Origin of the sequence: Marinomonas gallaica, assembly GCF_001639745.1 — a bacterium.
Taxonomy (GTDB): Bacteria; Pseudomonadota; Gammaproteobacteria; order Pseudomonadales; family Marinomonadaceae; genus Marinomonas; species Marinomonas gallaica.
Window position 1 is genome coordinate 1 of sequence record NZ_LTAX01000036.1, and the last position, 14,419, is coordinate 14,419.

11 protein-coding genes and 3 tRNA genes are annotated in these 14,419 nt (G+C 45.3%); 3 read left to right on the forward strand and 11 right to left on the reverse strand.

What is annotated here, in order from left to right:
* The 8 genes from AYW76_RS18295 to AYW76_RS18330 form a co-directional block, all read right to left on the reverse strand.
* Positions 1 to 74: transfer RNA gene (locus AYW76_RS18295), tRNA-Arg, on the reverse strand.
* Between the two features lie 73 nt (positions 75 to 147).
* A tRNA-Arg gene (locus AYW76_RS18300) sits at positions 148 to 224 on the reverse strand.
* A gap of 10 nt (positions 225 to 234) precedes the next feature.
* Positions 235 to 324: transfer RNA gene (locus AYW76_RS18305), tRNA-Ser, on the reverse strand.
* Positions 325 to 387: 63 nt separating this feature from the next.
* The gene (gene csrA, locus AYW76_RS18310) at positions 388 to 576 is read right to left on the reverse strand and encodes a carbon storage regulator CsrA (protein WP_067033731.1); all 189 of its coding nucleotides are present in this window, start codon (positions 574 to 576) and stop codon (positions 388 to 390) included.
* 134 nt (positions 577 to 710) lie between these two features.
* Positions 711 to 1,952 (reverse strand): aspartate kinase, encoded by a 1,242-nt coding sequence (locus AYW76_RS18315; RefSeq protein ID WP_067223948.1) that lies wholly within the window; start codon positions 1,950 to 1,952, stop codon positions 711 to 713.
* 45 nt (positions 1,953 to 1,997) lie between these two features.
* Positions 1,998 to 4,616 (reverse strand): alanine--tRNA ligase, encoded by a 2,619-nt coding sequence (alaS, locus tag AYW76_RS18320; protein WP_067223950.1) that lies wholly within the window; start codon positions 4,614 to 4,616, stop codon positions 1,998 to 2,000.
* Positions 4,617 to 4,837: 221 nt separating this feature from the next.
* Positions 4,838 to 5,932, reverse strand: coding sequence for an alanine racemase (gene alr / locus AYW76_RS18325; RefSeq protein WP_067223954.1), 1,095 nt, complete (start codon positions 5,930 to 5,932; stop codon positions 4,838 to 4,840).
* Positions 5,933 to 5,941: 9 nt separating this feature from the next.
* Positions 5,942 to 7,198: a D-amino acid dehydrogenase gene (locus AYW76_RS18330; RefSeq protein WP_067223958.1), complete on the reverse strand. Its 1,257-nt coding sequence runs from the start codon at positions 7,196 to 7,198 to the stop codon at positions 5,942 to 5,944.
* 179 nt (positions 7,199 to 7,377) lie between these two features.
* Here AYW76_RS18330 and AYW76_RS18335 point away from each other — a divergent pair, with 179 nt between their 5' ends.
* Positions 7,378 to 7,827: a regulatory protein RecX gene (locus AYW76_RS18335; protein ID WP_067223962.1), complete on the forward strand. Its 450-nt coding sequence runs from the start codon at positions 7,378 to 7,380 to the stop codon at positions 7,825 to 7,827.
* On the opposite strand, the gene AYW76_RS18340 is transcribed toward AYW76_RS18335, so the two are convergent.
* From AYW76_RS18340 to AYW76_RS18350, 3 genes are all read right to left on the reverse strand, one after another.
* Positions 7,824 to 9,362, reverse strand: coding sequence for a coiled-coil domain-containing protein (locus tag AYW76_RS18340; RefSeq protein WP_067223965.1), 1,539 nt, complete (start codon positions 9,360 to 9,362; stop codon positions 7,824 to 7,826). The two genes, AYW76_RS18335 and AYW76_RS18340, sit on opposite strands and share 4 nt — an antisense overlap.
* Positions 9,363 to 9,500: 138 nt before the next feature.
* Positions 9,501 to 10,559 carry a recombinase RecA gene (recA, locus tag AYW76_RS18345; protein WP_067033714.1) on the reverse strand — a complete coding sequence of 353 codons (1,059 nt, stop codon included), beginning with the start codon at positions 10,557 to 10,559 and terminating at the stop codon, positions 9,501 to 9,503.
* Between the two features lie 102 nt (positions 10,560 to 10,661).
* Positions 10,662 to 11,150 carry a CinA family protein gene (locus AYW76_RS18350; protein WP_067223968.1) on the reverse strand — a complete coding sequence of 163 codons (489 nt, stop codon included), beginning with the start codon at positions 11,148 to 11,150 and terminating at the stop codon, positions 10,662 to 10,664.
* Positions 11,151 to 11,225: 75 nt separating this feature from the next.
* On the opposite strand from AYW76_RS18350, the gene mutS reads away from it, so the two are divergent.
* Together mutS and fdxA are read left to right on the forward strand one after the other, a co-directional pair.
* Positions 11,226 to 13,868, forward strand: coding sequence for a DNA mismatch repair protein MutS (gene mutS / locus AYW76_RS18355; RefSeq protein WP_067223970.1), 2,643 nt, complete (start codon positions 11,226 to 11,228; stop codon positions 13,866 to 13,868).
* A 114-nt stretch (positions 13,869 to 13,982) separates the two neighbouring features.
* Positions 13,983 to 14,306: a ferredoxin FdxA gene (fdxA, locus tag AYW76_RS18360; protein WP_067033709.1), complete on the forward strand. Its 324-nt coding sequence runs from the start codon at positions 13,983 to 13,985 to the stop codon at positions 14,304 to 14,306.
* Positions 14,307 to 14,419 lie beyond the last annotated feature (113 nt).

Consider the following 14,419-nt stretch of genomic DNA (forward strand, 5'->3'; position numbering starts at 1 on the left):
TGCATCCGGGAGGATTCGAACCTCCGACCGCTCGGTTCGTAGCCGAGTACTCTATCCAGCTGAGCTACGGATGCATATATCTAAACTATTCACGATTAACTAACAGGATAGCATTAGTTAATTTATTCTTGCTTTACTCAATCTAAATGGTGCATCCGGGAGGATTCGAACCTCCGACCGCTCGGTTCGTAGCCGAGTACTCTATCCAGCTGAGCTACGGATGCGCATTTAAAATGGCGGAGAGTGAGGGATTCGAACCCTCGATGAGTTTCACCCCATACTCCCTTAGCAGGGGAGCGCCTTCGGCCACTCGGCCAACTCTCCGTAACAAGTGCGGCGTATTATAGAGACACCAGTTGTTATGTAAAGGCTTTTTTTTAAAAAAGTTTAATTTTCTGTATCTTGTTCATCTTGCTCTTTCTGAATGCGAAGATAGATCTCTTCACGGTGAACAGAAACATCTTTTGGTGCATTGATACCGATACGTACTTGGTTGCCTTTTACACCCAGTACAGTCACTGACACTTCATCACCAACCATTAGAGTTTCACCAACACGGCGAGTCAAAATAAGCATAACACTTCTCCTTAAAAATCCTTGTGAGATATCAGAAACCCCTACCCTTTTGTAGGGATTTCCTTACAAGATGAATTGTAGCTGCTCTCTACCTTCGAATCTATACACCAAAGCATTGAACTTGTATTAAAGTGTTACGCTTCGCTAACACCCGTATTCGGTTCGTTAAGCTTGAATGCTGAATGTAATGAACGCACCGCCAATTCCATGTATTTCTCATCAATTATGACAGATACTTTGATTTCAGATGTGGAGATAAGTTGAATATTAATCGACTCCTCCGCCAAAGCCTTAAACATACTGGTCGCAACGCCGGCATGAGATCGCATACCAACACCCACGATCGATACTTTCGCAATCTTGTCATCTGACAATACTTCTTTCGCATTCAAGTCTTTTGCTACACCTTGTAATACATTCAGTGCTTTATCGTAATCATTACGATGCACTGTAAACGTAAAGTCTGTAGTGCCGTCCATCGATACGTTTTGGACAATCATATCCACTTCAACGTTCGCTTCACTTACAGGGCCAAGAATTTTTGACGCAACACCAGGCACATCAGGCACACCTTTTAGTGTTAACTTAGCTTCATCTCGATTAAATGCGATACCAGATACAGCTGGCTGTTCCATAGTATTCTCTCCATCAGTCGTAATTAGCGTGCCATCACCGTCTTTAAAACTGGACAACACACGCAATGGAACTTGATATTTACCCGCAAACTCAACAGAACGAATTTGCAGCACTTTTGAGCCTAGGCTTGCCATTTCAAGCATTTCTTCAAACGTAATTTTTTCTAAGCGCCGGGCACTGTCAACCACTCGAGGGTCAGTGGTATAAACCCCATCGACATCGGTGTAAATCTGACACTCATCGGCTTTCAGCGCCGCTGCCAAAGCGACACCAGTGGTATCTGAACCACCGCGTCCTAGTGTGGTAATATTGCCAAACTCATCAGCCCCCTGAAAGCCGGCAACAACCAACACTGTCCCATCATCTAAATCAGAACGCATCGCGTCTGTATCAATATCTTGAATACGAGCCTTACCGTGTGAATTATCGGTTGTAATACGAACCTGGCTGCCAGTATAAGACTTCGCCTTCAAACCACGCTTCATGAGCGCCATACTCAACAAAGCAATTGTTACCTGCTCTCCTGTTGATAGCAGCACATCCATTTCGCGAACATCAGGAGTCGCTTGAATACTCTTTGCCAAGCCAATTAGACGGTTGGTTTCACCACTCATCGCAGAAACTACGACGACGATATCGTCCCCTTGTTGCTTATGTTTCAAGACACGATCAGCCACCGCTTCGATACGCTCAATCGAGCCGACCGAGGTGCCACCATATTTTTGAACTAACAATGCCATATTACGTCATCCCAAATAAAAAGCGCCCCAGAGGGGCGCGTCACACTATACTCGTTCGTTGACCCAGTCCGGAACAAGAGCCAGCACTTCGGCAATACCTTCAGGCTTACTACCACCCGCTTGCGCCATATCCGGTCTGCCGCCACCACGACCATCAACGTAAGGGGCCGCCATTTTGATCAGGTCACCCGCTTTAACTTTAGACGTTAACTCTTTTGTCACACCTGCAATCAAGCTTACTTTGCCATCGTTATTCGCCGCCAGCACAACCACGGCCGACTCTAACTTACTTTTCAGCTCATCCAATAAATCACGCAGACCTTTTGGATCGTCGATTTCAACTTGCGCAACCAACAACTTACCGCCATTGATATCAACCGCTTGAGACGCTAAATCCGCACCCGCTTGGGCCGCCAACTTGCTTTTTAGCAAATCGATTTCTTTTTGCAACGCACGCGCTTGATCATTCAACGTTACAACTTTATCAAACGCCACTTCTTTGCTGGCTTTAAACAAACCGGCGATTTGCGACAAAGAAGACTCTGTTTGACGCGTTGCATCGATGGCCGCTTTACCAGTCAACGCTTCAATACGACGAACACCTGCCGCAATACCGCTTTCAGTGACAATTTTGAATAAACCAATGTCACCTGTACGCTTAACGTGAGTACCACCACACAATTCAATCGAGTAATCAGAACCCATTGTCAAAACACGTACTTGCGCTTCGTATTTCTCACCAAACAGCGCATGCGCGCCTTTCGCTTTGGCCGCTTCGATATCCATGACTTCGGTAATCGTTTCGTGGTTCAAGCGCACTTGCTCATTGACGATGTCTTCGATTTGCTCGAGCTCAGCAGCTGTTAATCCTTCAAAGTGAGAAAAGTCAAAACGAAGGCGTTCAGCATTAACCAAAGAACCTTTCTGCAATACATGATCCCCTAGAACACGACGCAACGCTTCGTGCAATAGATGGGTTGCCGAGTGATTAAGCGCCGTTGCATTACGTAATGAACGATCAACTTCTGTGGTCACAACATCGCCTACTTTTAGCGAACCTTCACGCACTTCAACATGGTGTAGGTGTACCTTACCTTGCTTCGTAGTATTCGATACTTTCACCGCCGCAGGACCACGCAACCAACCTTGATCGCCTGCTTGTCCACCCGACTCACCGTAGAAAGGTGTCTCAGTCAGTACGACAAGACCTATTTGACCTTCTTGCAATACATCAACCGGCTCGCCGTCGACCAAAATTTGCTCAACTGGGCTTTGCCCTTCTAGGTAAGTGTAACCGGTAAATTCCGTTTGACCGTCAACGTCTACTGAACCCGACATATCCATCGTGAAGTTGCTTGCTGAACGTGCACGAGCACGTTGCTCATCCATCGCTTTTTCAAAACCTTCTTCATCAATTTCAAGACCCGCTTCACGCGCAACATCATTCGTTAAGTCCGCAGGGAAACCAAACGTATCGTACAATTTGAAGATAGTCTCACCTGGAATCGTTTTACTGTCACCTAGGTTAGCAATCGCCTCCTCAAGAATACGCATACCTTGATCGAGTGTTTTTGCAAACTGCTCTTCTTCTTTAAGTAAAATCGAAGCGACACGGTCTTTTAGCTTACGCAATTCTGGGTAGGCTTCACCCATTTCGACATCCAACGCTTCCACCAGCTTATGGAAGAATGGCTGTTTCTGACCTAGCTTATTACCATGACGGACAGCACGACGAATAATACGGCGCAATACGTAACCACGGCCTTCATTTGACGGCACCACCCCATCAACGATCATGAATGAACATGAACGAATGTGATCGGCAATAACCCGTAGTGACTGAGACGCGAAATCTTCAGTACCCACTGCCATGACAGAGGCTTTGATTAGATTTTGGAACAAATCGATCTCATAGTTACTGTGAACACCCTGCAAAATCGCAGCAATACGCTCAAGTCCCATGCCTGTATCAACAGAAGGCTTAGGTAGGTTTGCCATTGTGCCGTCTGCTGAACGGTTGTACTGCATGAATACAACGTTCCAAATTTCGATAAAACGGTCGCCATCTTCTTCAGGTGTACCCGGAGGTCCACCCCAAATGTGCTCACCGTGATCATAAAATACTTCGGTACAAGGCCCACAAGGGCCAGTGTCGCCCATCGCCCAGAAGTTGTCAGACGCATAACGAGCGCCTTTGTTATCACCAATACGGATGATTCTATCTTCTGGAACACCAATTTGATCTTTCCAAATACCGAACGCTTCATCATCTTCCGCGTAGACCGTTACCAACAACTTATCTTTTGGTAAACCAAGCACGCCAGTCAAGAATTCCCACGCAAATGAAATGGCCTCTTCTTTGAAGTAGTCCCCAAAACTGAAGTTACCTAACATTTCAAAGAATGTGTGATGACGTGCAGTGTAACCTACGTTTTCAAGGTCATTGTGCTTACCTCCGGCACGCACACAACGCTGCGATGTCGTCGCTCGGGTGTATGGGCGCTTGTCGGCCCCCAAAAAAACATCTTTGAATTGCACCATACCGGCGTTAGTAAACAATAACGTTGGGTCATTACCAGGAACCAGCGAACTGGATTCCACGATCTGATGCTGCTTGCTTTCAAAGAAAGACAAAAATGATTGGCGTAATTCAGAACTCTTCATAATTGGATGAGACTCTATCTCTATAAATATCTGGCGAATAAAAAACAGCACGACTGTCTTTAAGTAGACCGTTACAGTGCTTTAGAAAGGTAGAAAATAGTACACGGAAACAGCGTAGTTGATCAAAACCTAAAAAATGAATTTCATTACTTTTTGATCATATATGGGCATTTGATGCTCGTTTGAGAGCATCAAATGAAATAAAAGAAGGGAGAATGGGGCTAATCAGCCTCCACATAGATCATTTTAGGTCGAGTGGTCATGCGGGTTACCAATTCATAGCCAATGGTTTCAGACCAATACGCCACTTTCTCTACCGGCACACCGTCACCCCATAACACAACATCATCGCCAATGGTTAAAGTAGAGCTACCATCTTGTACCAAACGAGCGGTAATCATATCCATTGACACTCGGCCTGCTAACTCAGCCGCCTTGCCTTTTATCAGCATGGGAGTGCCATTATCCGCCGCGCGGGGATAACCGTCACCATACCCTACCGCAATGGTGGCTAATTGATGATCCTGCTCTGCAATGTAAGTGGCACCGTAGCCAACTTTTTCACCTGCCGTAACCGTTCGCACAGAGATCACCTTAGACGTTAACGTCATAGCAGGCTTCAAACCTAACTCTACTCCGCTCAGTTCAGCAAACGGCGAAATACCGTATAGCATGATACCTGGGCGGATCCAGCCACCCTCAGGGACACTCCATTTCATAATCGCCGCTGAATTGGCTACACTGGCTTCAACTGTCCCCTCAATAGACTGACGGGCCTGTTCAAAGTACGTTAACTGCTTCATTGTCGTCAGATCAGCAAGGTCATCAGCACAAGAAAAATGTGTCATCAGCAATACTTCATCAACTAAACCACTGTCACGAAGACGCTGTATGTACTCATTCGCCACCTCTTTGGTGACACCCAGTCGGTGCATGCCGGTGTCCAGTTTTACAAATACTTTTTCAATGCTTTGTCCAAGTTCCAACAAACTTTCAAGTTGCATCGTATTCTCTAATGCAGCCCAGAAACCATGTTCATGACATAACGCCCATTCAGACGCTTCAAAGACGCCTTCAAGCAGCATAACAGGTGCTTCAATGCCCGCTTCACGAAGCTCTAAAGCCTCTTCAATGGTCGCAACAGCAAAGGCATCTGCTTCGCCTTCTAAATACTGCGCAACGCGAACGGCACCATGACCGTAGGCATTACTTTTCACAACGGCAAACGCTTTACACGTTGGATGAAGCTGTTTTGCATAACGATAATTTGACAGGATCGCCTCTAAATCGACGGTCGCTGTAAGTGGCCTTGACATTTCTGCCCCTTAATTTGCATAACGTTTAACGGCTAGGTCAGACGAATCAATCGCCGTCTTTTCACCTGCCATGATATCAGCAATAACGGCTGCTGAGCCGCAACTCATAGTCCACCCAAGCGTGCCATGTCCTGTATTCAGATACAGACCATTAATGGGGGTTTCACCAATAACAGGGGTACCGTCTGGCGTCATCGGACGTAATCCAGTCCAATATTCAGCCTGACTAAGATCAGCGCCTTGCGGGAAGACATCCCTCACAACATGAGTAATGGTATCCGTTCGAACTTTGGGTAGATCAAGATTATACCCTGCTAACTCTGCAGTACCAGCCGCACGAATACGATCACCTAAACGTGTAACCGCTACTTTATAGGTTTCATCCATGATCGTAGATATAGGGGCAAAATTAGAATCACTAATAGGCACAGTCAACGAATACCCTTTTACCGGATAAATAGGCACATCTACACCAATCGCTTTCAGCATTTCTTTTGAATAACTACCAAGACAGACCAGTAATTGATCGCACTCTATCGTATCGACCAGCGTCTTAATCGCCTTAATACGTGCCCGTTCCACGATTAGCTTTTCAACACTCGTATTAAACAGGAACGTCACCCCCATGCTTTCGCACTGCTTTTTTAAAGCTTGGCAAAACATGAAGCAATCTCCAGTTTCATCGCCCGTCAAACGTAGTCCACCTTTAAACTTATCGATCGAAGGCGCTAACCCTGGCTCAACGGCCAGAATTTCAGCCGGTGTTAATACTTCATGCGGAACGCCTAAAGACTTCAGAACGTTAATGTCTTTTTGCGCACCATCAACTTGCGCGTCAGATCGAAATAGCTGCAAAGTCCCGCCTTGTCCATCGTCGTATGAAATACCAATGTCTTTTCGAAGATCGATGAAGCAATCACGACTGTATTCTGCCAGAGCCATCATACGAGACTTATTGGTGTTATAAGCCGATGCCGTACAGTTGCGTAGCATTTTAGACATCCATGCCACTTTTTTAAGCTCTAGCTCAGGGCTAATTTTCAGAGGAGCGTATTTTTGAAATAACCACTTCACTGCTTTGAGTGGCACTCCTGGTGCTGCCCACGGGGCGGAATAACCCGGAGACACCTGACCCGCATTAGCAAAGCTTGCCTCCATTGCCACATCCGATTGACGATCAATTACGGTCACCTGCATGCCTTTCTTGGCAAGATAATAAGCAGACGTCAAACCAATAACACCCGCACCTAAAATACAAACTTTCATAGCAGACCTCTAAAATAGAACTATCGACTATTTTTGCAGATCATTTGCAGTTTTTCTCACTGTAATTCAACCAAAATAGAGATCATAAAAATGATTTGTTATATTTTTGCAGTTCATTACACCAAAACAATCACCAATATTTTCAGTTATAATGACTTTTCTTTTTTCTGTAGAGAACCATGGCCGAACTAGACGCAAAAAATTATGCTTTATGGCTTTTAGGCGCACGCGAGCACTCAACAAAAGAGCTTCAGCAGAAGCTTTTTCGTAAAGGATATGAATCAGAAATCATTGATCAAACACTGCTTTATCTAACAGAGCTAAACTATTTAAGTGATCAGCGTTTCGCTGAGGCATTTAGTCGCAGCAGAGCGTCTAAGCCTCTTGGCAAACAGCGCATAATGAATGAACTCAGGATGAAGGGCATTGGTGATGAATTGGCAAAACAAGCCATTGCAAGCCTAGAGGCAGATTGGTTTGAGCTTGCTTTGGAGCTTAAACAACGCAAATTTGGTGATGCGCCGGAACGAGACTTTAAAGCTAAAGCGAAACAAACACGCTATCTCGTATACCGCGGTTTTAGCTTTGACGAAGTAAAGTACGCGATCGAATTCAGTGAAGATGACTAAGACATTAATGAATTAAGATAACGTTCTTCCATATTGACGTAGTTCACTTGGACTGTCTCTATCTTCATATCCAGTTCCTTTATTTTTTGTTGTAGCTCTTGTACAGCTTCAGTGTCCTCTGAATTAACAGATAGCTGCTCAATTAAACTTATCTTCTCACTCTCTAATTCTGAGTTGATCTCACGTAAGTTCTCAAGCTCTTCTTTTTCTTCTGATGACAGCATAAGAGGCGCCTCTTCACCACTCTCTAGGCGATCAGTGAGCCGGTCATGCTCAATCTTAGCTCTCTCTAAGTCTCGCTCCAGAACGTTAACATACAGCTCAGACTCATTAACCAGCTCCTGTAATGAAGCCAGCTTGACACTTTGCTCTGCTTCAAAATCTGAATATTCTGGAGAGAAAGGTACTTTATCCATAGATTCAACAATCGCATTAACAGAATCTTGCTCACGAGCCAATGATGCTTGTGCCTGCATTGGCACATCACCTCTCGACTCACGCAGTTTCGCATCTTTGGCTTTTAGCTCTTCTTCGCGCTTTCGAACATCGACATTTAAGTTGTATTTTATCGTTTGTAAACTTTCCAGTTTCTGCTCAAGCGCTTTAATCACCTTGTTGCTTTCAAGCAAACTCTTTTCCATTTTGGCAAACGCGACATCATATTCCGCTAAATGTACGTGCCTACCATCCTTTGACACGCGCTTACTTTTAAGACGTTCCTTCAACTCTTCAATGATCTTAGTACGATAGTCTGCCAAGCTCTGTAGCTCCACAACTTTATCGTCCAACTCACTTTTAATAGGCGCAAGAAAACTATCTGACGAAGCACTTCCTAGAAATTCAGAGAGCGTGTCTAAATATTCTTTATCATGATCGCTCTTGGATTCCATTTTTTGTTTCAAACGCTCAGCAAATTCATGCAAACTTGCAAGCTCAGCGCGCACATCAGCCAGCTCTTGATCCAATTCAAGCTCTTCATGTAACTTATCTTGCAAGCCATCAAGTTTTAAATTCAGGTTCGCGGTCGTATTCATTTGTTCAAATGCCGCATCTCCCGTCTTTTGAATCACCTTATTAAGCTGCTTCAATAGCTGATTACTTACAGAAAGCTGCTTAAGTAATGTATCGATTTCTTGAGCCTGCTTTAAACGCTCCAATACAAATTCAAACTTATCCAGATAGTCGGCCACATTTGCATGGCTGTCCTGAATCAGAATTCGTTCAACCTCTAAAAACGTTTGCCAGCAACGAAGTGTAAGATCTTCATTTTCATTGTCATTTTGAGTCGTTAATAGCTCGTTACATAAGTCTTTCTGTTGGTCTATTAAATCCAACCACGCATCTTTCACCGAGACTTCAACCGAACCGTCGCTAGCCACCTCGGTATCATTTGACTCAGGCGTATCCTGCTGCTCATCCTTTTCTACTGGCTCGTTTTCGAGTTGTTTTTTGACACGCCAATACCACCACACACTGCCAAGTAGCATAACGGTGGATACTGCTGTTGCAATAATAAGCAGTACAAAAAATGTCATCCTATACACCTTCAATAAAAATAACGCTTCTACATAGAGTAGTGGTTAATATTTATAGACTCCATAACTCTTACTTTTTTTAACATTAAAAGCAAAAAAAGCAGCCAATTGGCTGCTTTTATAAGTTTCACTATACTGCTAGATGTCTAGCTCTTCAGCCTCTGCCGCTACGTCTTCAGCCGCTTCTTCTGGTTTCTTTTTCTTAGCCAACAATTCTTCACGAATCATCGCTTCAACTTCTTGAGCAATGGCCGGATTATCCGCAAGGTATTGCGCGGCATTTGCTTTGCCTTGGCCAATTTTATTGCCACCGTAAGCATACCAAGCACCTGATTTGTCAATGAAACCTTGTTTCACACCTAAATCAATGATCTCACCCATGCGGTAAATACCCGCACCATACATAATTTGGAACTCTGCTTGTTTAAACGGCGGTGCAATCTTATTTTTCACCACTTTAACACGCGTTTCATTACCAATAACTTCATCGCCCTGCTTTACAGAACCAATGCGACGAATGTCCAAACGTACTGAACTGTAGAACTTCAGTGCGTTACCGCCTGTTGTCGTTTCAGGGGAGCCGAACATCACACCAATCTTCATACGAATTTGGTTAATAAATACAACCAAGCAGTTGGCATGTTTAATCGAACCTGTCAGTTTACGCATCGCTTGTGATAGTAGACGAGCTTGAACACCGACAGAAGAATCGCCCATTTCACCTTCAATCTCTGACTTAGGCACTAATGCAGCAACGGAGTCGACCACAATCACATCAACACTGTTTGAACGCACCAACATGTCACAAATTTCTAGCGCTTGTTCACCGGTATCAGGTTGAGAGACCAACAAATCAGCAATGTTTACACCAAGTTTCTCTGCGTACGATGGATCCAATGCATGCTCGGCATCGATAAACGCACAAGTTTTACCTTGTTTTTGAGCTTCTGCAATCACACTTAGCGTCAGTGTTGTTTTACCAGACGATTCTGGCCCATAAATCTCACAAATACGGCCGTATGGCAAACCACCAGCACCCAAAGCAATGTCTAAACCGAGTGACCCGGTTGAAACGGTATCGATGTCTAATTTTGCGCCTTCACCCATTTTCATGATGGCGCCTTTACCAAACTGACGCTCGATCTGGGAAAGCGCCGCGTCTAACGCTTTTTTCTTGTTGTCTGCCGTGCTAGCCATATTTCAATCCTAACTGGTAATGTATCCGTAGATTTAAACTGAGCTTAATGTAGCGCGTTTTAAAAAAACGCTCAAGAAAATACTGTATAAAAACACAGATTTTTATTCCGTCGCCTCCAAAATCCCCTCTAGCGCACGCGCCAGTGCCTCTCGTCGAATCGCACGACGTGTACCTTCAAACTGACAACGCTCTACAATTACTTTTTGTCCTTTGACCTGCCAAGCAATATAGACACATCCAACAGGCTTTTCGAGACTACCACCACTTGGCCCCGCTACACCACTGACAGCAACCGCTACGCTTCCTCCTAGGACTAACGCACCGGCACACATCTGGCGCACAGTGGAAGCGCTTACTGCCCCTTCCGTATTAAGCGTTGCTTCCGACACATTCAAAGCTGCCATTTTGGCTTCATTGGCATAGCTGATCACCCCACCAAAAAACCAGCGTGAGCTGCCCGCTATCTCAGTACAATACGCGCCAATTAGACCGCCCGTGCATGACTCTGCGGTCACCAGCTGATACTGACGTTCAGTCAGGCGTTTCGCGACTTGTTTGACCAAGTCTTTAAGGAATTTCTCTTGAACCATTGCGTTCCCTTAAATATCAATAAATTATGCCTTAGAATACCGACCCTGTTTCATCCATACAACGTGAGCACTCTCATGAGCCAATCAGACAAAGACAACCATACCCCCATGATGCGCCAATATTTTGGCCTCAAGTCTCAGCACCCCAATCAGATGCTGTTTTATCGCATGGGCGACTTTTATGAGTTGTTCTATGACGACGCCAAACGCGCCGCCGAGTTGTTAGATATTACGCTCACTGCACGCGGCCACTCTGGTGGTAAACCTATTCCAATGGCCGGCATTCCCTTTCATGCGGCTGAAAACTACATTGCACGCTTAGTTCGTATGGGCGAGTCTGTTGCCATCGCTGAACAAGTCGGTGATCCTGCCACAAGTAAAGGCCCTGTAGACCGTAAAATCGCCCGCATTGTGACACCTGGTACCATCAGTGATGAAGCGTTTCTAGAAGAAAAGCGTGAAAACTTACTATTATCTGTCGCACACATACAACGTAAAGGCTTAGACGTCTTTGGTTTTTCCTATCTAGATATGGCCAGTGGCCGCTTTTGTGTATTTGAAGTAGATGGCCATGAAGCCTTAGTCAGCGAATTGCAACGACTCACACCTAAGGAAATTCTACTTTCTGAAGACTTCCCCGCGCGCGATTTGATTACACTAGAACGCGGGGTCAGTGAACTCGGTCCTTGGCACTTTGACTACGAATCCAGTTATCGTCAGTTGATTCAACAATTTAACACCAAAGACCTGTCAGGCTTCGGCTGTGAAGCATTTACCGCTGCCATTGCTTCGGCTGGAGCACTGTTACAGTATGCCAAAGACACTCAGCGCTCAGCACTGCCTCATATTCAGTCGATCAGCGTTGAACAAAGGGACGACACCGTTTTAATTGATGGCGCGACGCGACGTAACCTCGAAATCGATCAAAATCTAAATGGCAGTGCCAGTAACACCTTAATGAGCGTTATCGACAGCTGTACCACGCCTATGGGATCACGGCTATTAAAGCGCTGGCTGCATACTCCGATACGTGATCTAAATGAAATTCATAGCCGTCAAACAGCAACACATGTACTGATGGAGAATTTCTTATTTGAGTCTCTGCAAAGCACCATTAAAAGTATTGGGGATATGGAACGTATTCTCTCTCGCGTGGCCTTGCGCTCCGCTCGCCCCAGAGACTTGGTTCGCCTACGCTGGGCACTGGAAACAGTGCCAGAACTGCGTAGCTTGATTCAAGGATGCAGCACTACTGAAGGCCGCCTCGCACAACTGTACGATCGCCTTATCGAACAACCAGAACTGACCAAAGAGTTGCAACGTGCCATTGTAGAAAACCCTCCTTCCGTAATTCGTGATGGCGGTGTGATGGCGCAAGGCTATGACGAGGAGCTGGATGAGCTGATTTCATTGTCTAGCAATGCCACTGATTATTTAGCCGAGGTTGAGCGTCGAGAGAAAGAGCGTACTGGCATTTCCTCATTAAAAGTAGGCTATAACCGCGTACACGGTTACTACATTGAAATCAGCCGATTGCATTCAGACCTCGCGCCAGCGGAATACGTACGCCGGCAAACGCTCAAAAATGCCGAACGCTTTATCACGCCAGAACTAAAAGAATTTGAAGACAAAGCGCTCAGCGCAAAATCCAAAGCGTTGGCCCGTGAAAAACAACTTTATGAGCAATTGCTGGATAAGCTGAACGAGATTTTAGGACCATTACAAACCGCCAGCCAAGCTGTGGCTCAATTGGATGTGTTAACTTGTTTTGCCGAACGAGCGAACCGACTAGGTTTCTGCTGCCCTGAAGTTCATAACCGTGGAGGTATGAAGATTCAGGCAGGCCGACACCCTGTGGTCGAAGCAGTGATCTCCGATCCTTTCATACCTAATGATCTGAATCTGCATCAAGAACGCAGCTTGCTGATGATCACAGGCCCGAACATGGGTGGTAAATCGACCTACATGCGTCAAATTGCCATCATTACACTGCTAGCACACACTGGCAGCTTTGTACCGGCTGAATCAGCATCTATCTCAGTCGTTGATCGTATTTTCACCCGCATGGGATCCTCTGATGATTTGGCAGGCGGACGTTCAACCTTCATGGTGGAAATGACTGAAACTGCAAATATTCTAAACAATGCCACCAAAGACAGCTTGGTTCTGATGGATGAAGTAGGCCGCGGTACCAGCACCTTTGATGGCCTCTCTTTGGCATGGTCAGCAGTAGAATACCTGGCAAATCAACTTGGCAGTTATGTACTTTTCGCTACACACTACTTCGAATTAACAACTTTAGCGGACCGCTTACCTAATGCAGCAAATGTACATTTAACCGCTTCAGAATATGAAGACGAGATCGTCTTTATGCACCAAGTCCACGAAGGCCCAGCAAGCCAGTCTTATGGTTTACAAGTTGCACAATTAGCTGGCGTTCCAAGAAGTGTCATTATCGACGCGCGACAGAAGTTAGGAGAATTAGAAGGTGAACGCACCCATCTAGGGAGCACCGAAACATCTACACCTCAGCATGTAAAAGAAAGCGTTACCCCACTTGCAACACCTCAAATACGTCCAAGCGCCCCCATGCAAGCGGATTTATTTGCAACAGATGATGCGAGCCAGCTAAAAGAGGCAATAGCAGGGGTAGATATAGACAACACAACACCACTCGAAGCGCTTAATCTATTGTATAAACTGAAAAACGAGCTGTAGTAGCATAAGCTAATACCAGAAAATTTAGAGGTACTGACAATTGCCCCTTGCCGCTAAACAGGCAATGCCTCTAAAATACTGGCAAAATTTTGAACTGATTCTAGGAGAAGTCGAATGGCTTTCATCGTCACTGACAATTGTATTCGTTGTAAATATACAGACTGCGTAGAAGTCTGCCCTGTTGACTGTTTTTACGAAGGCCCAAACTTTCTAGCCATCAACCCTGATGAGTGTATTGATTGTGCTTTGTGTGAGCCTGAGTGTCCTGCAGGTGCGATCTTCTCTGAAGATGAACTACCAGAAGGCCAAGAAGTATTCGTTGAGCTAAACCAAGAGCTTGCGTTGATTTGGCCGAACATTACAGAGCAGAAAGATGCCCTTCCTGATGCGGCTGAATGGGACGGTGTAGAAGACAAGCTTGAGCACCTAGAGCGATAAGCCTGTTAGTAAAAACCAAAAAAAGCAGCCAATGGCTTAATGCTGTTCACTTAAGCGAAACAGCATTACGAGATACTGGATACCTCGTCTTTGATTGCTTTACCATGCGGGGC

Excerpts from the sequence above, each read along its gene's own strand:
- alr (WP_067223954.1), bottom strand. The coding sequence starts at position 5,932 with ATGTCAAGGCCACTTACAGCGACCGTCGATTTAGAGGCGATCCTGTCA.
- AYW76_RS18340 (WP_067223965.1), bottom strand. The coding sequence starts at position 9,362 with ATGACATTTTTTGTACTGCTTATTATTGCAACAGCAGTATCCACCGTT.
- csrA (WP_067033731.1), bottom strand. The coding sequence starts at position 576 with ATGCTTATTTTGACTCGCCGTGTTGGTGAAACTCTAATGGTTGGTGAT.
- AYW76_RS18315 (WP_067223948.1), bottom strand. The coding sequence starts at position 1,952 with ATGGCATTGTTAGTTCAAAAATATGGTGGCACCTCGGTCGGCTCGATT.
- alaS (WP_067223950.1), bottom strand. The coding sequence starts at position 4,616 with ATGAAGAGTTCTGAATTACGCCAATCATTTTTGTCTTTCTTTGAAAGC.
- mutS (WP_067223970.1), top strand. The coding sequence starts at position 11,226 with ATGAGCCAATCAGACAAAGACAACCATACCCCCATGATGCGCCAATAT.
- AYW76_RS18330 (WP_067223958.1), bottom strand. The coding sequence starts at position 7,198 with ATGAAAGTTTGTATTTTAGGTGCGGGTGTTATTGGTTTGACGTCTGCT.
- AYW76_RS18350 (WP_067223968.1), bottom strand. The coding sequence starts at position 11,150 with ATGGTTCAAGAGAAATTCCTTAAAGACTTGGTCAAACAAGTCGCGAAA.
- AYW76_RS18335 (WP_067223962.1), top strand. The coding sequence starts at position 7,378 with ATGGCCGAACTAGACGCAAAAAATTATGCTTTATGGCTTTTAGGCGCA.
- recA (WP_067033714.1), bottom strand. The coding sequence starts at position 10,559 with ATGGCTAGCACGGCAGACAACAAGAAAAAAGCGTTAGACGCGGCGCTT.
- fdxA (WP_067033709.1), top strand. The coding sequence starts at position 13,983 with ATGGCTTTCATCGTCACTGACAATTGTATTCGTTGTAAATATACAGAC.